Annotated in this window: 19 protein-coding genes; 8 read left to right on the forward strand and 11 right to left on the reverse strand. The window is 46.4% G+C overall.

Features of this window, described 5'->3' with window-relative positions; all coding sequences use genetic code 11:
• Window positions 1-20: 20 nt before the first annotated feature.
• From FS373_RS19555 to dapA, 6 genes are all read right to left on the reverse strand, one after another.
• On the reverse strand, window positions 21-3,386 hold the full coding sequence (locus FS373_RS19555; RefSeq protein WP_152830392.1) for a PKD domain-containing protein: 3,366 nt from the start codon (window positions 3,384-3,386) through the stop codon (window positions 21-23).
• Window positions 3,387-3,878: 492 nt separating this feature from the next.
• Entirely contained in the window at window positions 3,879-4,673 is a 795-nt protein-coding gene (locus FS373_RS19560) for a substrate-binding periplasmic protein (RefSeq protein ID WP_144046262.1), read from the reverse strand.
• Between the two features lie 148 nt (window positions 4,674-4,821).
• On the reverse strand, window positions 4,822-7,914 hold the full coding sequence (locus FS373_RS19565; RefSeq protein ID WP_152830393.1) for an efflux RND transporter permease subunit: 3,093 nt from the start codon (window positions 7,912-7,914) through the stop codon (window positions 4,822-4,824).
• Window positions 7,911-8,996, reverse strand: coding sequence for an efflux RND transporter periplasmic adaptor subunit (locus FS373_RS19570; RefSeq protein WP_152830394.1), 1,086 nt, complete (start codon window positions 8,994-8,996; stop codon window positions 7,911-7,913). The genes FS373_RS19565 and FS373_RS19570 overlap by 4 nt, the downstream gene beginning before the upstream one ends.
• 278 nt (window positions 8,997-9,274) lie before the next feature.
• On the reverse strand, window positions 9,275-10,396 hold the full coding sequence (gene bamC, locus FS373_RS19575; protein WP_144046260.1) for an outer membrane protein assembly factor BamC: 1,122 nt from the start codon (window positions 10,394-10,396) through the stop codon (window positions 9,275-9,277).
• Window positions 10,397-10,399: 3 nt separating this feature from the next.
• A complete protein-coding gene (gene dapA / locus FS373_RS19580) occupies window positions 10,400-11,284 on the reverse strand; it encodes a 4-hydroxy-tetrahydrodipicolinate synthase (RefSeq protein ID WP_144046259.1) in 885 nt (294 codons plus the stop codon).
• 237 nt (window positions 11,285-11,521) lie between these two features.
• On the opposite strand from dapA, the gene FS373_RS19585 reads away from it, so the two are divergent.
• Window positions 11,522-12,061 (forward strand): glycine cleavage system protein R, encoded by a 540-nt coding sequence (locus tag FS373_RS19585; protein ID WP_152830395.1) that lies wholly within the window; start codon window positions 11,522-11,524, stop codon window positions 12,059-12,061.
• A gap of 281 nt (window positions 12,062-12,342) precedes the next feature.
• Window positions 12,343-12,813 carry a thioredoxin-dependent thiol peroxidase gene (bcp, locus tag FS373_RS19590; RefSeq protein WP_144046257.1) on the forward strand — a complete coding sequence of 157 codons (471 nt, stop codon included), beginning with the start codon at window positions 12,343-12,345 and terminating at the stop codon, window positions 12,811-12,813.
• 87 nt (window positions 12,814-12,900) lie between these two features.
• Here bcp and FS373_RS19595 read toward each other — a convergent pair whose 3' ends face one another.
• Window positions 12,901-13,512: a LysE/ArgO family amino acid transporter gene (locus FS373_RS19595; protein ID WP_152830396.1), complete on the reverse strand. Its 612-nt coding sequence runs from the start codon at window positions 13,510-13,512 to the stop codon at window positions 12,901-12,903.
• 128 nt (window positions 13,513-13,640) lie between these two features.
• On the opposite strand from FS373_RS19595, the gene FS373_RS19600 reads away from it, so the two are divergent.
• On the forward strand, window positions 13,641-14,546 hold the full coding sequence (locus FS373_RS19600; protein ID WP_152830397.1) for a LysR family transcriptional regulator ArgP: 906 nt from the start codon (window positions 13,641-13,643) through the stop codon (window positions 14,544-14,546).
• A 64-nt stretch (window positions 14,547-14,610) separates the two neighbouring features.
• On the opposite strand, the gene FS373_RS19605 is transcribed toward FS373_RS19600, so the two are convergent.
• Window positions 14,611-15,693: an AI-2E family transporter gene (locus FS373_RS19605; RefSeq protein ID WP_152830398.1), complete on the reverse strand. Its 1,083-nt coding sequence runs from the start codon at window positions 15,691-15,693 to the stop codon at window positions 14,611-14,613.
• Window positions 15,694-15,752: 59 nt separating this feature from the next.
• A complete protein-coding gene (locus FS373_RS19610) occupies window positions 15,753-15,968 on the reverse strand; it encodes a sulfurtransferase TusA family protein (protein WP_152830399.1) in 216 nt (71 codons plus the stop codon).
• Between the two features lie 284 nt (window positions 15,969-16,252).
• Here FS373_RS19610 and FS373_RS19615 point away from each other — a divergent pair, with 284 nt between their 5' ends.
• The 4 genes from FS373_RS19615 to FS373_RS19630 all read left to right on the forward strand — a co-directional run bounded on the left by FS373_RS19615 (window position 16,253) and on the right by FS373_RS19630 (window position 20,795).
• Entirely contained in the window at window positions 16,253-17,713 is a 1,461-nt protein-coding gene (locus tag FS373_RS19615) for a M48 family metalloprotease (protein WP_144046254.1), read from the forward strand.
• A gap of 197 nt (window positions 17,714-17,910) precedes the next feature.
• The gene (arsC, locus tag FS373_RS19620; RefSeq protein ID WP_144046253.1) at window positions 17,911-18,261 is read left to right on the forward strand and encodes an arsenate reductase (glutaredoxin); all 351 of its coding nucleotides are present in this window, start codon (window positions 17,911-17,913) and stop codon (window positions 18,259-18,261) included.
• A 9-nt stretch (window positions 18,262-18,270) separates the two neighbouring features.
• The gene (locus FS373_RS19625; RefSeq protein WP_144046252.1) at window positions 18,271-18,642 is read left to right on the forward strand and encodes a DUF2069 domain-containing protein; all 372 of its coding nucleotides are present in this window, start codon (window positions 18,271-18,273) and stop codon (window positions 18,640-18,642) included.
• 176 nt (window positions 18,643-18,818) lie between these two features.
• Window positions 18,819-20,795 carry a hypothetical protein gene (locus FS373_RS19630; protein WP_152830400.1) on the forward strand — a complete coding sequence of 659 codons (1,977 nt, stop codon included), beginning with the start codon at window positions 18,819-18,821 and terminating at the stop codon, window positions 20,793-20,795.
• 84 nt (window positions 20,796-20,879) lie between these two features.
• On the opposite strand, the gene hda is transcribed toward FS373_RS19630, so the two are convergent.
• Window positions 20,880-21,590 (reverse strand): DnaA inactivator Hda, encoded by a 711-nt coding sequence (gene hda / locus FS373_RS19635; protein WP_322619535.1) that lies wholly within the window; start codon window positions 21,588-21,590, stop codon window positions 20,880-20,882.
• Window positions 21,591-21,666: 76 nt separating this feature from the next.
• The gene (locus FS373_RS19640; protein ID WP_144046251.1) at window positions 21,667-22,773 is read right to left on the reverse strand and encodes a DUF2066 domain-containing protein; all 1,107 of its coding nucleotides are present in this window, start codon (window positions 22,771-22,773) and stop codon (window positions 21,667-21,669) included.
• A gap of 197 nt (window positions 22,774-22,970) precedes the next feature.
• Here FS373_RS19640 and FS373_RS19645 point away from each other — a divergent pair, with 197 nt between their 5' ends.
• Window positions 22,971-24,203 carry a uracil-xanthine permease family protein gene (locus FS373_RS19645; RefSeq protein ID WP_152830401.1) on the forward strand — a complete coding sequence of 411 codons (1,233 nt, stop codon included), beginning with the start codon at window positions 22,971-22,973 and terminating at the stop codon, window positions 24,201-24,203.
• The last annotated feature ends 8 nt before the right edge of the window (window positions 24,204-24,211 follow it).

Consider the following 24,211-nt stretch of genomic DNA (forward strand, 5'->3'; position numbering starts at 1 on the left):
TTACCGGTATTGTACAGACATTACTGCATATCGACCTTAAGCGTCACACCCGAATGGCTACCGCCAACCATGATGTAGTGCCAGCCATTTGCCAGCCCATTAACCGTGATCGTTTCAGTATTACCTGAAGTGTTTGATATCTGAGTATAGGATGAGCTACTCGGCCAACCTGAGTTACTGTAATAGAGCGCCACATCACCGCCGCCGTGTTGAGTACGGATAACGGTTTTACTCAACCCATCGGCGTAGAAGTAGAAATACATATCACTGCCCGATGTGACACAAATTGGGCTGGCCGATTGTACCTCAAGATAATCCACCGCCCCTTGAGTACCACACGCATTAACCAAACCATTGCTAGGTACGCTCGAGACTGTAACATCGGCAACACTGGTGCCTATGGCACCGAGATTGTCGGTCACCGTCAGAGACACTGTATAGCTGCCGGAACTTGCGTAGGCATGACTTGGGTTAGCTTGAGTGCTGGTGCTACCATCACCGAACGCCCAACTGTAGCTGGCGATAGTACCGTCGGCATCACTGGAGCCTTGACTAGAGAAGCTAATATTAGCGTTCACATCTCCGGCATAGGGTCCGTTGGCCGCGGCTGTGGGGGCTATATTTTGCGTGGCACTGACAGTGGCCGTCGTGGTACTGATATCGCTTAAGCCGCCATCATCGGTAACCGTCAGGGTAACCGTATAGTTACCCGCCGCCGAATATGCGTGGCTTGGATTGGCTTGACTACTGACACTGCCGTCACCGAAATTCCACTCATAACTCGCTATTGTCCCATCAGCATCACTAGAGCCTTGACTTGAGAAACTAATAGCTTGAGCCACATTGCCCGCATAGCCACCATTGGCATTGGCAATCGGCGCGGCATTAGCCGTTCCGCTATCAAAACTTGCCACCACGGTCACATCGGCAAAGGTACTGTAGGCCTTAAGATTCACGTACCAGAGTCCTTCTGCCGGAGCGGTTTCAGTACAAGTCTCACTGTTGCCCCCCACATAAGGTCTACATACGTAACTGCTATCGGTGGGCTCTGCGCCAGATTGAGTATAGAGATCGGCATCACCGCTGCCACCGCTTATCTTGATCACAAGATTGGTCGCTCCAGCAGGGACATTGATGAAAAACTTAGCAAAGTCACCTGTGTTCGCCGAGATTCCTGACTGAGGTAGAGCATTTTTCAGCTCCACAAGACCTGAGTTGCTGATGACCACCGTCGTGGCTACGCTGCCTATACCACCGAGATCGTCGGTAACCGTCAGGGTCACACTAAATGTCGCAGCAGATCCGTAGGTATGAACAGGATTGGCTTGATTACTGGTATTACCGTCACCAAAATCCCAACTGTAGCTGACAATCGAACCGTCTGAATCTACTGATCCATTACTTGAGAAATTGATGCCTGCGCCCAAGGTTGCCGAGTAGGGTCCGTTGGCTTGAGCCGTTGGCAGCGCATTAGCGCTTACAGGATGATCATAAACGGCTTTAAGTGTCACCTCACTGTAGTCGAGAAATGCATCGATCATGATATTATAAGTGCCACCGAGGTCGGCCCCAGTAAATTCACAAACTTCTCTTAACCCCGGCGCTGCAAAGGGCTTACAATCGGCAACTGAGGTCGTCGGAATGATATCACGGCTAACATACAGATCCGGATCAGGCCCTCCTTGAAGGGTACTGCCATAACCTGCAGGGATCTCAACCATGACACGAGTGGCATCATTAGGCACTGTGAAACTAAAGTGCTTAGGTGCAGAGCCTTTAAGCGCCGCAAGCTTAGTTTCTTCGATTGCAGTGACACGCTCACAACCGTTACACAGGGTAGGATCGTCCATCGAAACGATGATCAATCTGGCATTGGTATAGGCCGAAAAAGCATCTATGGTGATGTGGTACGTCCCTGTGGTCTTAGGACCGACAAGACCAATAAACTCGGGGGTGCCAGCAGAGCTAAAAGAGTGAAGGTCATAAGTCCAGTTAGTACCGTCATAACTCGGCGCCTGACCGTACCTCAAGTACAAATCGGGATCTTCAGAGAAACCATCCAGATAAACGGCCACCACCTCGGTGCCCACAGGCAGATCGATAGTATAAGTGTTGATCTCTCCCTTTAAGGCCGACAACCCAAGTAACTCCATCAATACCGCACCTTCTGGTGGTGCATCGACACCCGAACCATCCCAGTTATGTGGAAAATTGGATGTATAGGCACTGAGTCCCACAGAGATTAAGTTATCATCTGTCCACAGCGTCTTGCGAGCCGGATGATTCAAGGCACCGTACATACGCTGAGCCTGTTGCTGAGTAAACATGGCGTAATTGTCGGTGTAGTGCATGAAGTTTTCAGTATTAGTCGCCTGCCCAAGGCAATTTTGCGCATTATTGGCCATAGATTGACTACTCATCTGGGGCGTATCACAGACTCGGTCTCCCGAATGAGAACAGAAAATTTCGTTATCTGTATTACACTGAGCACCGTCAAATACATGGGGTAAGTTAAGCCAATGGCCAAACTCATGAGTCAAAATCGAGCGAAAATTTTCATCTGTGTTGGTGCCTAAATAAGCACCGTTATAGACCACTCGAGCCAGGCCTGAGTCAGACATAGATGTGGTTGGATACCAGGCAACACCTGAGTTATTGGTGGCGCCATCCCCATCTAAATCATTCATGATATAGATGTTCATGTAGCGATAGTTATCCCAGGCATCCCCGGAAATCTCGGCATTTTTCGCGTCTCTAGCGGCATCGTTCGGCGCGTCATAATTGCCGTAACCCGTGGCTTCACCATGCCTGACTATGCCGTTAGTTGGGTTTCCCCAAGGATCGATTTGTGCAAGCACAAACTCGACATTCATGTTCTCTCTTATCGCTTGAAATTGACTGGCAATAGGCCCATCTAAGGTATTGAGTCCCTGAAAATCTTCGTTTGATCTCTTTAGCGCATTGGCAATTAGACTGTCTGGTACACAAGAGCCACCGGTATCACAGTTGTGTATTGCGCCATAGACGTGAAATACCACAGGGACGATATACTCGCCCTGATCGGCATTACCGATAGATTGTACTCCCACAGAGAAACTAGCAGGACTAGATAAAGATTTTGACTGAGCTTGTAATTGTGATTGTGATGAAGTTGAACCGAAAAATAATCCTTCATTTGGACTCGGCACCCAAGTCTGTCCATTGCTGTCAGTACCACATACCTGACCTCCGGACTTTAGATGAGTCGACATGGTATTTTTTTGTTGATTGCTATTGGCTTGGCTTATCTTATTGACCGACAACCCGGCCCAAGCATGCCCAATAGGCAAACTTGCACACAGGGTCAGCGCAGTTAAGATAGCACCACCTTTAATGGTTTTTATCATTGTTATATTCTCGTTTTTATCAGGATAAAGTAACGTGACGGGCCACTGCTGATGCCACGATTTCTGTTCTGCGACTTTAGAACGAATTGCCCATGCCGCTTTTACTAGTCGTGCTAGTGATATTTGCTTGTCAATTAACAATCAGTTTGAGTCAACGCGATAATGATTGAACACAAATCATTCGATTAATCACCAAAAACTAAACTAACACATAAAATATACGATATACAATAATGCAACATGTTATTAACGAGATTTATAGGTTTTGGCAAGTAAAGGTCGACAATGATCGAGAGCAATGAGATAAGAAGGTGCAGAGGTCGAACCTGAGGAAGTTTGTAAGAAGCTAGGAAGCTAGGAAGCTAGGAAGCTAGGAAGCTAGGAAGCTAGGAAGCTAGGAAGCTAGGAAATATTATAGTGCTGAACCACAGGATACCAAACACTATAAAAATTACCCGTACAAAAGAAAGTACATATCAAAGACAGGCACAGCTATTTAGTATCCACTTGAGTATAACTCTCTATGATGTCTTGATAACTGCCACTTTCTTTGAGCTCGGCGATTCCCTTATCGAAAGCATCTCTGACCTTGCTATCCCTAAAGCCTGCCTGATAAGAAACACCTTCAGGTAACAGATGATGCATGGATATCGGCGCCGAGGTGTCGATCCCCTGTAGGCCTAAGGTCTTGCGATACCAGTTAAAGATATTGATATCGAGTATGATGGCATCGGCCATGCCTTTCCAAAAGTGCAGGCACTGCTCCTCTTGAGAGACTAAGCCATCCCAGAGGTGGGTATTTTCCCGATAGACTTGTTTGAAATCATCACCCAGATCATCTTCGAATCCATGCCAGCCAAGAAAGGTTTTACCATTCAAGTCGGCCCATGAATCGATTGTCAGTCCAAGGCTGGTCTTAGTGAAGATCACATCATAGAAAGTGATATAGGCCAGAGATAAGGCAATATTGTCATTCTGTGCCATGTATCTGGAGCTGATGTCAATTCTTCCTTTCTCCAGTTCTCTCTGTAACCTGAGATGAGAAAACTTGTGCACTTCAACCTTATAACCTTGCAATTGCAAGGCTTGTCTTAATATGTCGACCTCTATGCCGCCATCTCCAACCACATAGGGAGGGCGATCTAGGGGAACTCCAAGGATCAGTATATGCTCTGTCGGCTCTGCTACCACTGGATTTTCTACAGAAATGGCCAGAGGGATTGTCACTAAGAAAAGCGACAAACTATAGGCAATAGCGCATAAATATTTGTACAGGAACGACTTCATCTCAGTCACCTCTTATCTATTTATAGCAGTGATACCCGTTCTTGAGACAAAAGTTTATTAGCAGAGGTTTCAATTGAAAAGAATAAAAAAGCCAGTCAGATTGCTGACTGGCTTAGCACGCTTAATTAGCTAAGATAGCTCACTGGGCTTACTTTTCTAACTCGATCTCCAATGCCCGCGCCACGGCCTCGGGAGAACTCGAGTTGCGGGCAAACAGAGAATAGGCCACGGGGATCACCAACAAGGTGAATAAGGTGGCAACCAAAATACCCGATAACACCACCACACCTATGACGAATCGAGTCTCGGCGCCAGCCCCTTGAGCCAAAACCAGTGGGATCGCGCCAGCAGCTGTGGTGATCCCCGTCATCAGTATAGGCCTGAGTCGCTGAGAGGCGGCTTGTATAATGGCCTGTTCAAACTCGAGTCCCCTGTCCCTTAGCTGGTTAGCAAACTCGACAATCAAGATGCCATTCTTGGCCGCTAACCCCACCAACATGATGATACCTATCTGGCTGTAGATGTTGAGGCTCTGATCGGTTAAATAGAGTCCAATAAGAGCACCAAGCGTTGCCAATGGCACTGTGAGCATGATCACCATGGGATGAATAAAGCTTTCGAACTGAGCCGCCAATACTAAAAATACGATGCCTAAAGCCAAGGCAAACACGAAGTACATGGAGCTCCCCGAATTTTGATAATCCAGTGACTGGCCCTTATAACTGATGACCGCCTCGGCGGGCAGATACGTATCGGAAAGCTCATTGAGGTAGTCCAGCGCCTCACCTAGGCTGTACCCCTCCGCAAGGTTTGCCTCTAAGGTGATAGCTCGCATACGATTATAACGATTTAGCCTACTGGCATCGGCAAACTCTTCGACACTCACCAGGTTTGACAAGGGGATCAAGGCCTGACTTCTGTCCGAGCGAACATAGATGTTCTCCAGATCTCTGGCGGTATTTTGATTTTCTCGATTGCCCTCTATGATGACATCATATTCCTTGCCATCTCGCATGAAGGTAGTGACCAGACGTGATCCCAGCATAGACTCTAATGTTCTACCAATGTGAGAGATGGAGACTCCCAGATCGGCTGCTCTGTCTTTATCTATGATCACCCTAAGTTGAGGTTTAGTCTCCTGATAATCATGATCCAATCCAACAAGGTTCGGGTTTTCTTTGGCTTTTTCCAGAATAATGTCCCGCCATCTGGCTAATTCCTCGTAGCTTGGCCCACCAAGCACAAATTGAACCGGTTTGCCGACACCACGGCCGAAAGCTTGCCTCATCACAGGAAAGGCCCTGATCCCAGCGAGATCGGACAGTCGCCCTCGTATGTCAGTGGTTATCTCTGCTGCGCTTCTACGCACCGCCCAATCTTCCAATACTATGATGGCCATGCCGTTAGAGAAATCTGCACTGCTGCCGAAACTTCTCGGCGCCCTGATCAAGAGTCGCTTGATATCCCCACTGTCTACCAAGGGCATCAGACGTGTTTCGATCTCATCCATATAGGACTCAATATACTCGAAACTCGCACCTTGAGGACCATTGACGATAAGAAACATCGAGCCCCTGTCCTCTCTTGGAGCAAACTCCTGAGGCACCAACGTAAACAAGACCATGCTTGAGCCAAGTGCGACCACTATTAGCGAGGTCACGATCACCGGGTGGGACATGGCCTTGGTCAACAACTGACGATACTTGTCTGAGACATGGCTCATACCGGCATCGACCTTGCGAACCAACCAAGGATCATTCCCTGCGGGTTTGAGCAATTTAGAGCACATCATGGGACTCAGGGTCAGGGCGACCAGGCTCGAGAAAATAACGGCGGCGCTCATAGTCACGGCAAACTCTTTAAATAGTTTACCTATGTCACCTTCGAGAAACGTGATCGGCATAAAGACTGCGATCAGCACTAGAGTGGTGGCGACAACAGCAAACGCTACCTCACGAGAACCAAGGTAGGCCGCCTTTAATGGCGAATCCCCCTCCTCTATTCGGCGGTGAATATTCTCCAGCACCACGATGGCATCATCCACCACCATGCCGATGGCCAAGATCATCGCCAGTAAGGTCAGTAGGTTAATAGTGTAGCCCAGGGCGTAGAGCACGATAAACGTTGCCATCAGGGACACAGGTACGGTCAACGCTGGGATCAACATGGCGCGCACACTACCGAGAAACAGATAGATGACGATGATAACCAAGAACATGGCGATAAACAGAGTCTGATACACCTCCTTCACCGAAGCCTCGATAAACACTGAGCTGTCATAGGAGCGCTTTATCTCCATACCTGCGGGTAAGGTCGGGTTCAGCTCATCCACTAAGGCATTAGTCGCCCTCGACACATCTAAGGTGTTGGCCGTGGATTGTTTTGAGACCCCAAGGCCTATCATGGCCTCGCGGTTCCCCCTGAACATGATACGCTCCTCTTCGGAGCCTATTTCTACTCGTGCGACATCCCCAAGCTTGATCAAATAACCATCATCACCCTCGCTCAGCACCAGGTTGAAAAAATCTTCCACAGTGCTAAAGCTACGCTCGACGCGCACAGTAAAATGTCGCTCTTTGGACTCCACCGAGCCCGCAGGTAACTCAACATTTTCAGATCTCAGTACTTTCTCTATGTCAGCTACGGTTAAATTTCGCGCGGCCAAAGCTTGTCTGTCGATCCAAATTCGCATGGCGTATACCTTGCCGCCACCGATGCGAATATTCGCCACACCATCGATAACGGATAATCGATCGGTCAGATAACGGCGGGCATAATCTGTGAGCTGCAACGTGGTCATCTGATCTGAAACCAGGTTTAACCACATGATCACCTCATCACCGCCATTGGCTTTCTGTACCTCGGGCGGCTCAGCCTCTTCGGGTAAATTGTTTAACAGGCCCGATACTCTGTCACGAATATCATTAGCAGCCGCTTCAATATCACGATCGACATCGAACTCCAGGGTCACAGTAGAGCGACCGTCACGGCTCGAGGAGCTGATATGACGTATGCCTTCGACGCCACTTATTCTATCTTCCACCAGCTGAGTGATGCGGCTTTCGACCACAGAGGCACTGGCTCCGCGATAATTTGTCTGTATCGACACCACTGGCGGATCGATATTGGGGTATTCTCTCAAGGGTAACTTGTCGAACGCCACTAAGCCAAAGGCAATAAGCAATATGCTGATCACCGAAGCGAAGACAGGACGCTTAACAGAAAGGTCGGTTAACATCATGCAGTTGGCCCAACCTTAGCTTCTTTAAGAAAACTAAAACGCTCACTAAACTGAACCTTTACCTTGTCCCCGGGCCTAACCTTCAAGATCCCCCGAATAACCACCTGTTCATCTATCTTGACCCCATCGAGTACTTCGACCCAACCACGCTTACGCAAACCTAAGGTAACCTGACGGCGAACGATGACATTTTCATCGTTGACCAGATAGACATAATGCCGGTCCTGAATTGGGATGATCGCCGACTCGGGCAAAATAAGGGCTTCACGACTCTGTTGGATCAAGGCGACTTTCATCAACATACCCGGCATCAAGCGATGGTCTGGATTGGGGAGCTCGGCTCTGACGGTAACGGCTCGAGTGGTCGGATTGATCCGGCTGTCAATGGATATCACCTTACCTGTGAGCAGTTCACCCGGAAATGCTACCGCACTGGCTTCGACAGTTTTACCTATAGCAAGAGATCGCAAGAAGCGCTCAGGCACAGAGAAATCCAACTTGATCACAGAGATATCATCTAAGGTAGTAATCACAGTTCCTGGGGTCAACAGGCTGCCAACACTGACTTGACGCAAGCCTAACCGACCATTGAAGGGCGCTAATATCTTCCTGTCTGCGAGGGCTGCTTGAGCTTGCTCTAATTCCGCCTTGGCGGTATCAATCAAGGTTTGTAATCTATCACGTTCGAGCTCTGCAATGGTCTGACTGGTGACCAGAGAGCGTATCCTGTCCAATTCACGTATATGGTCACTGACACGTACCTTGGCGACTTTCACCCTGGCCCTCTGCTCTCTGTCCTGAAGTTGAACCAGTAAACGGCCTTTTTTGACAATATCACCGTCTTCGAAGTTGATCTTGGTTGCCACCTCGGTGACTTTCGGAGTGACGGTTATCGACTCATTGGCCTTACTGGTCCCCAATGCCTCTACTTCGTCCCTAATAGGCTCAATCGTCGCCTTAGCCACCACGACGTTAGCCATGGGTCTCTGTTTCTTACCCACAGAAAGGCTCTCAGTTACAACTTGCTGATAGATAAACCAAGCAAGAGGCAAGAGCATTAACAATATTATTATTTTTTTCATCAAATCACCAAAATACCACTTATTTTTATGCAGCTAGTTTACCCATAGATCACAGTGCTTCAAGGGGTTTTACCTTTACTTACAATTGATACATAGGGTTAACAACAGAGAATAGTTCAAGCCCTGTCTAATTTTTGTAGAACTTAATGCTAACTAGTGAGATTGGATAGTGGAGTGTGAGGGATAGTTGCGATACAGAAGTCACTAATATGTCAAAATTAAAACAATAAAAAAGGAGGCTAAATGCCTCCTTTTTTGCAATGCTTCAACCAATAAGCTTAACGAATCTTGCGATCTTCCTGCATCAGTTCAGAGAAACCATCATAAACAGCTTCAACAACCTCATTAGTTAATGGCTTGTCCGATGAATCACGCAGATAGATGCGAGTCTTATCAGCATTAGTGTCATCTTCCAGTATCATGCGGTAAGAGCCTTCTTCTACGGGTAGCTCTTTTTCATTCCAAAGCGAACTCCAAAAGCCAGAATCATCGGTAACATTGATATAGTAAAGACCCTTATTGCTGTCCATATCGACAACCTCAAAGCCCATCTCAGGCAAAACGATACGCAAGCGATCCCAAGTTCTTTTGAACGGGGCTTCTGCTAACCAGTATGAAGCAACAAGGTCTTCTCCTTCGACCTCAGAGCCGGTGCCTTTCACTATATTCACGTCAATACCGAGACTTTCCCGCAGACGCTTGGCTTTGATCGATTGATTACGTTTGATACTCATATACGCAACGGCATTGTTCAGCATATCGATAGTGTATCTTCGCTTATCTTCGCCGCTCAGTATGATGTCTTGTTGCTTACCATCAAAGCTCTCTTGATGATCGATAAGATCGATCATCAAGTTACCACTACGGCCGTGTGGACGAACATCGATATTAAATTCATAACGTTGACGCAGGGTATAGATCTCATCGCTACCCCAGAAGCTAGAATCGATCACTTCTTGATTCTCAATCCAATCAGTTTCAATCAAACCTTTGTCAAAATCTTCGTTAAGAATAGCGATTGATTTACTCGCTAAATAATCTTTGATCACGTCGAACAGTTCATTTTTTAGTTCGATATCACTATCGATAGCTTCTACGACAATTTTAATGTTGTCACTGCCTTCCTCTACATGGGTCCCCTCAGCCATAGGTAAAACCTGAAGAGGTGGGCGAATATCCAGCTGCTTACCCACCAGGCTCGCGTTAGCTTTGCTACCTGGTTTAGGAATATCGAACTCTTTACTGTATACCGGCGTATTAAGGCCTTCGGGTATAATTAAAGCCGATTCAACGAGTACGTTGGTATACTCATCACCGCCATTGGCCTGCCTTCTATCGACAGGCGAGCTACACGCGGTAACGGCGGCAATAAGAACTAAAGGAGTCACTTGCTTCAACATCTATTATTTAACCTCAATTCGGGCATTTTTCATTGCATCTAACAAGAGACCATGGAACTCGGTAGAAAGTTCCGTCAATGGTAATCTAATATCACCTTGACTGATCAAGCCCATCTGATGGGCGGCCCACTTCACTGGTATAGGATTAGCTTCGCAAAATAGCGCACTGAATAGACCTTTGATCTGATCTTCAGCAGCCATAGCGGCTTGGGTGTCACCGGCTAATGCGGCGTCACACATCAATTTAAATATCTTTGGCACTATGTTGTTGGCGACTGAGATGACACCGTCACCACCTAAGGTCAAAAACTCTCTCGCGGTGGCGTCGTCACCACTATAAAGCAGAAAATCATTACCGCAGAGCTCACGTAGTTGTTTCACCCGCGCGACATCACCAGTGGCGTCTTTAACGCCTATGATATTAGGAACTTCAACCAACTGAGCTATGGTCTCTGGCAACATGTCAACAGACGTACGGCCTGGCACATTGTAAAGAATTTGCGGAATATCCGTGCTGGCAGCGACGGCCTTATAATGAGCGATCAAGCCCTTTGGGCTTGGCTTATTATAATAAGGCGTAACACCTAACATAGCCGCTACACCAAGTTTGTTTTGCGCCTTGGTCAGCTCGATCGCTTCTGCCGTTGCATTGGCGCCATTTCCGCCTATGACAGGAATACGCCCGGATGCAAATTTTACCGTTTGCCCTACGACTTCAATATGTTCAGATATAGGAAGTGTGGCAGACTCACCTGTGGTGCCTACGGCAACGATGGCATCAGTGCCTTCTGCTATATGGTACTCAACTAACTTTTCAAGACTTGTATAATCTACTGCGCCATCACTATTGAGTGGTGTGATTAAGGCTACGATGCTTCCGTTTATCATGTGACTTCCCCAAGATTCAGGACTGGCTATGGTACTGATGCTATCCATTAAAAACAAGCATTTCAGCGATTGAATCACGTTAAGAGTTTTTCACCATGTAGTGTATGCAATGACAAGTTTGTTGTATCAGGCGGGGATCTCATCTCCACGATCTTGTGTTAGCATTGTCCCCAACAGAGAAACGCGCCTGAAAATGGTGCATTTATGTACAAAACTAGCTATAAATAAGGAAAATTCATGTCCAATCATCTTGTCGTTACTGCTATGGGATCAGACCGCCCAGGTATTGTCAGTAAATTTGCAAGACTTGCAAGTGAATGTGACTGTGACATCGTCGACAGTCGAATGGCCTTATTTGGCAATGAATTCACCTTGATCATGATGCTATCAGGCTCTTGGGCCTCGATCACTAAGATGGAAACCCAACTCCCCGCCTTAAGCGTTGAGCTTGAGTTGATGACTGTGATGAAACGCACCTCTAAGCACACCGCACAAAACTATATTTCGCGTCTGCAAGTCATCTTTACCGGACAAGATCAGCGGGGCACCATGAGAAAAATCACTCAGTTCCTTGCCGAACGTTCCTTGGATCTCGCCGCGGTGAGGTCCCATGCAGAGGAAGACGCTCAGGGGAATCCAAGCCAACATGTTTTCCTAACGATCAATGTTCCGGAGAAAGTCGAACTGGATAAGTTGGAAAACAGTATAAATGAGCTAGCTTCAGAGATGTCATTAGACTGTACCATCGAACGTATGCAGGGCATCACGAGTAGCTAATACCAGTTCCATTAAGTGAGTGACCATTCAGCGGGAGTTAAAAACGCTGTAGGCAAGTAAGGGGATTGAAGTTAATAGTTATTCTATCTCGAAAGCCACTTGCGCAGCATAAAGTGTTTTTAAACCCGCACTAGGTGAGCTTCTCAGGACTTCCACTTCTGCGTTGCATTGCCTCAAAAGGAAATAACCATTTCTTCAACAATGCGCCTTGAATTTAAAGCCCTGAGAAAGCTCTGAATTGATCATAAATTTAATAGAATTGGTATAAATAGGAGTTTTAAATGAATACCTTAACTGCTGGCGATAACGCCCCACTCTTCGAGCTAAAAAACCAAAACGATAAGCTCATCTCTCTGAAAGAGTGTTTGAATAACGGCCCTGTTCTGGTCTATTTCTACCCAAAGGCTTCTACACCTGGCTGTACCGTTCAAGCCTGCGGCCTTAGAGATAGCATGCAAGAACTCAATGACTTGAAAGTTACCGTGTTAGGCATTAGCCCAGACCCAGTCGCCAAGCTGGCACGATTTGCCCAAAAGCAGGAATTGAACTTTTCTCTTCTCAGCGATGAAGACCATGCCATAGCCGATGCGTTCGGTGTCTGGGGCGAGAAAAAATTTATGGGTAAAGTCTATGACGGTATCCATAGATTGAGCTTCTTAGTCGGACAAGATGGTAAAGTCACTCACCTGTTTAACAAGTTTAAGACCAAAGAACATCACGAAGTAGTGCTTAAGCATCTGAAGCAAGACTGAACAGTGAGTTAACTCAACAGTAAGCCCGCTCACCGCGGGCTTTCTTGTGCCAATAAAACACATAAAAAAGAAGTGCTAGAGGGAAACCTAAACGAAGTAGGGCCATATCAAGATCAAAGCAATTGTCCACATGGTCAGGCAGATAAACCGGTCCAGGTAACTCCAGGCCTTGGGCTTATCAAACAGTGGGCTCAAATATCTGGCACCAAAACTCAAGCTAAAAAACCACACGAAAGAAGCCAGAACGGCGCCTGCGCCAAACAAAGGTCTATCAGACCCTTCAAATTGAGCACTGATGCTGCCCAGTAACACGACTGTGTCTAAATACAGATGAGGATTAAGCAGACTGATCCCCAATGTAGTTAACACGGCCGCTTTTAGCGTCCCGGTACCACTATTAGCCCCCTTAGCCAGACTCTGCTCATTAAACGATGACTTAAGCGCCCGAGCCCCATAAACCAGTAGAAAAATTGCCCCACCAATGCTGGCAATGTCCTTTATCAAGGGAAATGCCAAAATAAGATGGCCTAAGCCTGCAACACCCGCGGTGATCATCAAGGCATCGATAATAGAACAAAGAGCCGCAATGGGCAGAGAGTGTGAACGTTTTAAGCCTTGCTTGAGTACAAACGCATTTTGCGCTCCTACTGCCATGATAAGGCTACCGCCTATTCCTACACCTTGAATGAATGCCTGCATTGGTTTTTCCTAAAAACATCTGATTGAACGCAAGCGTACACAAGCTGGATAAATAAATATAACTAATCTTTTTTATGGTGTATAAGTAAAACTTATACACATCTCATTTTATTCTGAGGAGTCATATTTTGCTCGATTATGCTCACCTGCGCGCCCTATCCATAGTGATCTCCGAGGGCGGTTTCGAACGTGCAGCCAAGGTGCTCTGCATCACTCAATCTGCCGTGTCACAACGAATAAAGCAGCTGGAGGAGAGAGTCGGCCAAGCCTTAGTCATACGCACAACACCTGTCGAAGCAACGGCTACCGGTAAGCGTTTATTACGTCACTATTCTCAAGTGGAGTTATTAGAAAGTGAGCTCAGAGTAGAAATGAATGTAGATGACCCAAGTTTACCCACCATAGTGAAGATAGCCGTCAATGCCGACAGTTTAGCAACCTGGTTCTTACCCGCTTTGAGTGAAGTGTTTAAGCGCCATCAATGGCTACTCGAGCTGATTGTCGATGATGAGTCTTACACCCATCATTTGTTAAAAAACGGCGAAGCAGTTGGGTGTGTCACCACAAGCAAACAAGCACTTACCGGTTGCAGTAGTGAATATCTGGGGGATATGGAGTACCTTTGCGTCGCAACCCCTGAATTTATCGAGCGATATTTCCCCATTACCGTCTCTCAAACCTCTCTGGAGCTAGCGCCTGCGGTTGTGTTCTCGACTAAAGACAAGCTTCATGAGCAGTATCTGAGCCAATATTTTAAGATGAAAACCGGCAGCTGGCGTGAGCACAAGATCCCCTCCTCAGAGAGTTTTCTCGATGCCATTTTACAGGGATTAGGTTACGGACTAGTAGGCCATCTTCAAGCCGAGCCATTGCTGGAGAAAGGTCTACTGATTGAGATCACCCCAGGCAAGAGAAAACGTGTGCCCCTGTATTGGCAGCATTGGAACATTAAAGCCAAACAGACCACCATCATCTATCGGTCTCTGGCGGTAACGGCGAAACAATCCCTATGCCATGATGAATCTATCAACTAATTTACCCAAAAATTAGCCATAAAAAAGGGCCGTAGGCCCTTTTAAACTGATTTAGCAAGTCGATTCACGACTCTCTTTCTACCGTCTCAACTTGAGATTCTGGTGTCGGCCAGGCATTTAATACCGCCTTGACCAGAGAGGCTAAAGGTATGGCGAAGAACACGCCCCACACCCCCCAGAGTCCACCGAAAATCAACACGGCGGCGATAATAAATACCGGATGTAGATCCACCGCATCGGAGAAAAGAATGGGCACCAATACGTTGCCATCTAATGCCTGAATGATACCGTAACCTAACATAAGGTAGCCAAATTCTGGGCTAATCCCCCATTGAAAGAAGGCCACCAGCGCGATGGGGAGAGTCACTAAGGTTGCTCCAACGTAGGGGATGAGGACAGAGAAACCAGTTAACACACCTAACAGGGCTGCATACCTGAGATCCATCACGGCGAAGAAGATGTAGCTCACCACTCCGATAATGACTATCTCTATCACCTTGCCCCGAATATAGTTAAATATCTGCTGGTTCATCTCAATCCAGACCTTATGAGCGAGATCTCGATTCGTCGGAATAAATCGTTTACTGCCACGCAGCAGCTCGTCTTTATCTTTTAGAAAGAAAAAGACCAATAGCGGGACCAAAATTGCGTAAACCATCAAGACTAACAAGGAGGCCGAATAGCCAAGAATTTGCTTACCTATATCCAGAAGATGTTGTGTATCTAGCATCTTCTTCAGCTCCTGAACCATAGTATCGAGCTGACTTGGGTTTACAAACTGTGGATACTGATTAACGTAACCTTGGACGATGATCAAGCCTTTATCGAGCATGGTGGGTAAGTCAGTGACCAGGGCAAGTCCCTGTTTCCATATGCTGGGCACCAGACCAAAGATCAGCAACAACATGACACCAACAAACATGACGAGCACTAATGAGGCCGCCGTGGTTCGATTAATGCCCAACTTTGACATCTGTGCCACTGGCCACTCGAGTAAGAAGGCCAGCACCAAGGCCACCAACAAGGGCGCCAACAAGCCCCCCGCAAAATAGATAGCTAAGGCTATCCCAATCAAAATAAAGACTAAGGTCACCGCTTGGGGATCGCTAAAGCGTTCTTTATACCAAGTTGTCAATAAAGTTAACATTCACCATTCCTGAAAATAAACTGTTGATCGTCTTGTTGTCACTGTGTAGGGGCCAGCCCCTATTTAGCGATTTCTAATATTAACACCCGGTCATCATTTCTCACTTCTGAGTAACGGTAACCGACTTTTTTTAAAAACCGGGGAACATCCTGTCTAGAGCCAGTGTCTGATAACGAAACACAAAGTACATCGTCGCTGCTGAGTTTTTTCAATGCGAGTTTGACTTTAACTAACACTAATGGACAACGCAGTGTGGTTAAATCGATAAAAACCATAATAATCTTGCCATGAACAAACTTTGGCTATTATCCTAAGTTGCAAGACAAACCACAAGCGATCTATGGTGAATCTATTACCTCGTGGTCAATGCGAAGTCCGATATTCACAATGAATATACACAAGTGTGGAATATGCGCAAAACTGCAGGTAATATTAATCTCACTATTAAACATAATTACATGAGTTATTCGAGTAAACTCAGCAGCTTGTTTAATAATGATTGACTTAGTTCCTAGAGAATGTTCTGACCAAGACCACATTGCCCACATTAAGGATAAGTTTGAGTAAAATTACATCAACCAAGTCTCTGTTAGCCGGTGCCATTTCACTTTTTTTCTGTGCTACCGCGCCTATGGCTTTTGCGAACAACGACCTTCCCGATCTGGGTACTGCCGCCGTCAATACCTTCAGTCTCGAGAAAGAGACCATCTATGGCGATGCGTATATGCGGGTGATCCGCTCCTCAGCTCCCATGCTCAACGACCCGGTATTGAGTCAATATTTAACTGAACTGGGTAATAAACTGGTGGCTCATGCGACAGGCGTTAAGACCCCTTTCTATTTTTTCTTGTTAAGAAATGATGAAATCAACGCCTTTGCCTTCTTCGGAGGACACGTCGGCGTTCACTCAGGTTTGTTTTTAAATGCCGATAATGAGAGCCAGATAGCGTCGGTACTGGGTCATGAAATTACCCACGTAACCCAAAGACACTTAGCCCGTTCATTAGAAGCCCAAGATAAGAGTTCGACCGCAACGATTGTCGGCATGTTAGGCGCTATACTCCTGACAATAGCGTCACCACAGGCGGGGATGGCTGCACTGGCCACCACACAAGCCCTATCGACTCAGGCCAAAATTAACTTTACCCGAGCTCATGAAAAAGAAGCTGACAGAATAGGCATGCAAATTTTGGTGGATGCAGGCTTCGATCCCAACGGCGCAGCTGATTTTTTCGCTAAACTAGCCACTCGCTACCGCTTCACCAGCAAGCCTCCACAGATGTTGTTGACTCACCCACTCCCCGAGTCACGAATTACTGAAGCCCGTTACAGGGCAGCTCAATATCCTCACAAATATGTGCCGGATAATATCGACTTTCAATTAGCCAAGGCGCGTATTCAGGTCAGATTCTCCAGCTACAGTGAAGAAGCCGCCCTCGCCCTATTCGACAAACAGCTCAGAAAAAGAACTTATACTTTCAAAAATGCGGCCCTTTACGGTAAGGCTTTAGCCTTATTTAGAGTTAAGCGCTTCGATGAGTCCGAAGAAATTATCGATAACTTGTTAAAAGAAGATAGAAACAACCTATTTTATATCGATACCAAGACAGATCTATTAGTGCAGCGAGAAGCAACGGATGAAGCCATAAAGTTTCTCGAGGAACAACATGAACTTAAGCCATTTTCTCAGGTAATTAACACTAACTTGGCCCATGTGTATATTGAAGCAGACAAGGCAACGAAAGCCATCCCTTTGCTCGAGGAACTCATCTTCTTAGACAAACAAAATCAGTTGCCTTTCTTCTTGCTCAGCGATGCATATAAAAAGACTGGCGATAAAGCGATGGAACATTTTGTCAACGCAGAATCTATGGCGCTAGGTGCAGATTATAAAGGCGCGATAGACCAACTTAATTTCGCTTATCGATTGTCCCAAGAAAAGCCGCTGCAACTTGCCAGGATCGAGGCTAGAATTCGACAATTCAAGCAGGCTAAGTCGGCAATAGAGGCACTTCAGTAACAGTTTAATAATGTCAGTGACCTTGTGTCGAGGTCACTGACTTTCACTGGCAATCATCTCCCTTGTACACACAGGTATCATGGTGAATTCCTCCAAGATACACCCCCAATTTAACCCATTACCCATGTTTTCTGATTGTGACTTTGGCCACCTTTTCGAGTATGATGTCGGCAATATTTTCATTCGGACATTAGCCTATGACTATGGTCAGTATTATTCATAACCCACGCTGCTCTAAAAGCCGTCAAACCCTTGCTTTATTAGAGGAAAGAGATTGCGAAATCCAAATAGTTGAGTATCTGAAATTTCCTCTCAACAAGAATGAAATTGAAGATTTACTCACTAAACTGGGTTTAAGTGCGCGAGAATTAATGCGCACCAAGGAGACTGAATATAAAGAGCAAGACTTAGCCAACACCAACTTGACTGAAGAACAACTCATTCAGGCTATCGTCGATACCCCTAAACTGCTTGAACGCCCCATAGTGCTGGCCAACGATAAGGCCGCTATCGGCCGTCCTCCTGAAAATGTTCTTGCGATTTTATAAGGCTGTTCAATGAATTCGACTCGTTTATTTCAACTATGCCGAGCTGGTTATCTGGCATTAGTATTAATGCTCAGCGCTTGGTTTATCAACAAAGGGATCACGGGAGAATATTCTCTGGTATTTACTGCGATGTGGATCATCCCATTATTCTTCCCCTTGAAAGGCATCATCGAAGGTAAACCCTACACCTATGCCTGGGCTAGCTACATCATATGTTTGTATATGCTTCATGGTCTCACCTTAATCTACGTCACCGAAGACCATTTCCTGTTTGCTCTGGTAGAGGTACTCCTGCTAGGTGCCCTGCTGATAGGCTTTCCATTTTATGCCCGTATTCGTGGCAAAGAATTAGGTCTAGGGTTAAAGAAGAAAAAGACGTAACCGACATTCATGAATAAACACAATAATGCGCCTCTGGGCGCTTTTTTATAGCCCTTATTATTCCGTTACTTAGTGTCACAAGAATTCTGAGTAAAACTCGTGCTTGAATGTTAAATCTCGTGTTATATTTTAGTTAAAATAATAATTAAACTAATCAATAACGGGAGTCCCCTTAGATGTGGAAACTTAACACGCTTCCCCTAGTCAGTGTTTTAGCCCTAGCAGCCTGCGGCGGGGGGAGTTCAGATGGAGATAACAATACGCCTATCGATCCACCGCCACCAAATTTAACTCGATGCGAGCAGCAAACTCAATTAACGGTTATATCTACCTCTTCGGCCTTAGAGTTTGTCATCGAACCCAACTATAACGCCAATCAATCCGCCGCCATAGTCGCAAGAATAGGTGACTCGGATAGTAGAGACCTTGCCTTTGAGTGGTTACAAACAGCGGGTCAGTCCCTCATACTGAAATCGGTAAAAAGTCCTATTCTAGCATTTCAATTTGCCGATGCTGGAGACTATAGCTTCTCCGTTAATGTTTCAGGTAACGGAATGTCCTTCAATGAAACCGTCAATATCTCTGTTTCGGCAATGGCTACAGCTCAGTTCAATGTCCGCAGCGACCAACAGGTGGTTGAAGGTAACGATGTCAGTGTCAGAACCGATAGAGTCGGCGTCAATGCAGATGAAATCCCATCTGCGCTTAGCTGGTGTATCGCATTGGGGCCCGAGCTAAACATAGATATCAGTAATATTGAACGCCCTCAATTTAAGGCCCCGGCAGTTAACTCAGATACTATCGCCATATTAAGAGCAACTGGCAGCGTCGATGGTGAAGAGGTTACCGATGAGGTCCTCATGCTAATCACTAATGAGTCTGTCATTACCTCCCCCTATTTCGATGAACCTGTCGCCCGTACATTTGCCTACAGAGAGAACTCATCCTATAGAAGCGCACTCAATTCGTGCGTTTATTCCAATCAACTGCTCTCCCCCTGTAGCATCCAGCAGTTACCCTTACTCGGTCAGACGATCTCCCTCTCTGAAAAAGAGAAGATCATGGAGAGAGTCCTGGTGTCTCATCAATGGATGGGAGACAATTTCGAGACATTTCTCGATAAAATGGATCCAGACAGTGACTTTGCTCAACTATTACAATCGGTAACCGCCATAGTGATCAGCTATGATATTCGCCCATCATTTTATTGGGTTGTCACAGGCGCGATATACTTAGATCCCACAGACCTATGGTTACTCGCCGAAGAGCGAGATGTGATCAACGAAGCAGCCGATTTTCGTAGCGCATTTGGCAATCAGTTAGGATTCATCATGCCTTGGCGTTATGTAAAAGATAATGTCTATGTATCATACTCGAGCCCAAGAGAGCTTAGGACCGAACGCAGTATGGCCCAGATGAGTCCAGACTTGTCTTCGCTATTATTTCATGAGCTCGCCCATGCCAATGACTTCTTCCCGAGTTCGATTTACGACACCATCCCCGTCGATGACCAAACTTTGTTAGATCACTATAATCGCCGAAGCTCGGCCGGCGAGTTAATATCCGATCGAGTCACGTCTCTGTACCCCCTTTTAAGCGACGAGATGTATAGTCTCGCCGACGTCAGCTTCAGGGGAAAAACCGCCACAGCTGCGCAGCAAGCTTATCTGCCAAGTGACATCACCGCCTTCTTCTCCGAGGACAGTGCAACGGACTATTACGCCTATTCAACCAGCCGTGAAGATACCGCCATGTTGTTTGAAGAGGTCATGATGAGCTACAGATTAGGTATAATACGCGATGTTGGTATCACAGATAACCCGGACAATGCCACAGCTACCAGTATCATAGTTGACTGGGGACAACGCGGACGCATAGGTGAGAAGAGTCCAGGCTCTACGATCCCTCAAAGAGCGGCCTTCGTTATCAATCAAATCTTACCGGCTTTAGATGGCAGTCAGCTTATCGGGGATTTACCGGAACCAATCCAGATGACTCAAGGCCAGTCTTGGTTAGATAATCTGACTATTTCACCTCAGTTATCCCAGGCACTGCAGAAAAGAAACCCAGTGTCGTCAGACGATAGAGAAGTATCTCAAGAACGATTTATCCCCGAGCTGAGGATTAGTGGCGATAGGCATAAGATGAATTAACACCAATAAATAGCAGGCATAAAAAACCGGTAATAACATAGGTCATTACCGGTTTTTCATGACGTGTAATACCGATTGGTATCATTACAGCCTGAGCATCTTCTTAACGAAAGGGATCGTTAACTTACGCTGATGAACGAGTGAATCTTTATCTAACTTATCAAGCACATCAAACAGGGTTCTCAAGTCTCGGGCTAAACGATTTAGCAAGAAACGCCCCACATCGTCTTCGAGTTGCAGACCACGCATGGCTGCACGTCGCTGCAGCGCCGCCAACTTCTCCTCATCGGCCATGGGCTGTAGCTGATAATTGAGGCCCCACTGCATACGAGAAACGAGATCGGCCAGCACAAAGCCAGAATCTGTGGGTGAAATGCTGGCACTGACGATCAAGGAGCATTGGTTATTTTCAGAGACTCGGTTATAAAGGTCGAAAATTGCTTCTTCCCAAAGAGGATGACCGGCTATGGCATCGACATCATCGATACAGATCAGATCTAACTGCTCTAAACCTTCCAATAACGCGGGAGAAATGCTGGCATGTATGCCTAATGGTAAATAAAAGCTACTTCTTTGAAGATCGTTCGCATGGGCACAGGCAGCGTGCATCAGATGGGTTCGACCCGATTTAACTGGCCCCCAAAGAAAAACAGCCTGATGGGCTGCTCCTTCGGCGCAGGCTTGTAAGCTTTGAATAAGCTCATCGTTACCCGCTGCGGGATAGTAGCTGTTAAAAGTCTCATCATCGGGTAGATGTACAGGCAAAGACAGTTGTAATGGCGAGTTAGATTTCACTCAGATAATTCTCAATTACACGGGTAACACTTAGGGCTCATTTTAACACGAGTACCTAAAAATTCATATTCTATATCTAGCCTTGCCAGCGATACTCGGGGCCTTGCACCTCGTTAGAAGGCAGTGGATCAAATCCATCATCGGTCGGTGTCACAGGCATTGACTCACCCAAGACACTGACTCTAGGTTCGAGTTTCATCAATCTGCGTAGATCTTCTTCGGTGCCGAATAGATCCAATTTAAACTTAGCCGAAGTGCCTTGTAATTGTGTCAGCTGAACTGATTTTACGGCACTGAGTTGCTTAAAATATTTCTCAATTTCGACCACTTGTTTGAGTTCGGTAATATCAACAAACGTTACATAACTATCTAGGTCGCTGCCCGAGTCCGCAATCGCATAGCGTCCAACATAAAATTCACTCACCCCTGAGATAATCTCATTCACCGCAGTATCGAGATCTTTAACCACTTTGCTTTTACTCGTTAGTGGGGTCGACATGGTTTCGCCAGTGGATTTGGGATACAAGGCAAAGCTATATTCGACGGACTCTCCACGCGTGTCGATAGACGCCATAACGAAATAATCAGCCTGATAACGCTGAGATGCCCTAGCCACCTGTTCGACAAACTTGCCGCGAATATCATTGAGGGTCACATTCATGTTGTCATCGAGATCCATGATAGGAAACAGTAAAGGTACCCCGTTCGATTCTGAAGCAGATTGGAACAGCTCCCGGCTATCGAGCACAGATTCATCATTGACGATCTGTCTTGCTTCCGCATCGTCCTCAACGAGCCATATCAAGGTCAAAGGCCTCTGTTTGCCCCAGACCGGTAATTGAGCATCTCTTAAGAGCTGGATAATACGTTGATGATCGAAACTGACCTGTAAAAAAAGCTCGCCGTCGATCTCCTTGTATCCGAATTGACTGAGTAATGAGGAGGGGTTTTTCACCTTGGCCTGAACACTTGGATGAGAGATGGATGCTTTGGTGCCTGAATTTTTCAGAACCACTTCTCTCAGCCCTATTGAAATGGCTTTTTGTCGCTGGGCAGCGGAGCGGGACTCAACCGGAACCAAGGTTTCATCGAGTTGGTAAACTTCGGCAGCACTCACTAGATTGGTTTGTAACAATAAATAGCCAGCACAAAAAATCGAAGAGTTTAATAGGGTTTTCAGCATCTTCACTGTTCTAACGGGAGACAAGATAACAAAATTGTATCACATCTTTGTTCACTCCAGATAATTCACTTGGCTATTTCATCTTTTCTGTATCGTTTTTTGTTTTTACCTAAAATTCAAGCCAGCATGACACTAATTACTATGAAAGTTTTCTCATACTGTTAACATTAGCCAGGTACCCAATAACAGAGATAATAATGAAAAATTTCGCCCTCGCCCTTCAAGGGGCTCAAATGCTGTTTGTGGCTTTTGGCGCCTTGGTATTAATGCCTTTATTGACAGGATTAGACACTAATGTTGCCCTGTTTACCGCAGGTATAGGCACACTGATTTTCCAGTTAATCACTAAAAGGCAGATCCCCATTTTTCTCGCCTCTTCATTCGCCTTTATAGCCCCTATCATGTACGGCGTACAGACTTGGGGGATCCCATCTACCATGGGGGGACTGATGGCAGCCGGTGTTGTCTATCTGATTTTAGCCAGTCTGGTCAAAGTTCGGGGTGATGGTTTCATCAAACGTCTACTTCCCCCCGTCGTTATCGGGCCCGTTATCATGGTAATAGGACTGGGTTTGGCCCCGGTCGCCGTGAATATGGCCATGGGCAAGAGTGGTGATGGCTCTCTGGTTATAGTGGAGCAAAATATCGCGTTAATCATCTCACTCGGTGCCCTGCTTACCACAATAGGCATCGCCATCTTTGCTAAAGGGATCTTCAGATTGATGCCCATCTTAGCCGGTATTCTAGTGGGTTATGGTTTAAGTCTCAGTTTTGGCATCGTCGACTTTACCCCAGTCGCCCAAGCCAGTTGGATAGCCATGCCCAATTTCGTCGCCCCGGAATTTAACTGGCATGCCATTGCATTTATGATCCCCGTCGCCATTGCGCCAGCCGTGGAGCATATCGGCGATATTCTGGCTATCTCTAACGTTACGGGGAAAGATTATCTGAAGAAGCCTGGACTACACAGAACCCTTGCCGGTGACGGTGTAGCAACGATTGCCGCCTCGGCTTTCGGTGGACCACCAAACACGACCTATTCAGAAGTAACTGGTGCAGTCACCCTAACCAAGTCGTTTAATCCAGTGATCATGACCTGGACTGCCATTACCGCCATTATTCTCGCCTTTGTTGGCAAGCTCGGCGCCATCATGCTGACCATCCCCGTCCCTGTGATGGGCGGTATCATGTGCCTCTTGTTCGGATCGATTGCAGCGGTAGGGTTAAACTCACTAATTAAGAATCAGGTGGATCTCACCGAGCCAAGAAATCTCTGTATCGTAGGAGTCACTCTGGTATTTGGCATCGGCGGCATGGCCTTGGGTATCGGCTCATTTAGCCTGACCGGGATCAGTCTGTGCGGTATCGTAGCGATCACCATGAACTTGTTATTACCTATGTCTAAAGACACTGAGTCAGAGCCGGCTTAATACTAATA

Source organism: Shewanella sp. YLB-07 (assembly GCF_009377275.1).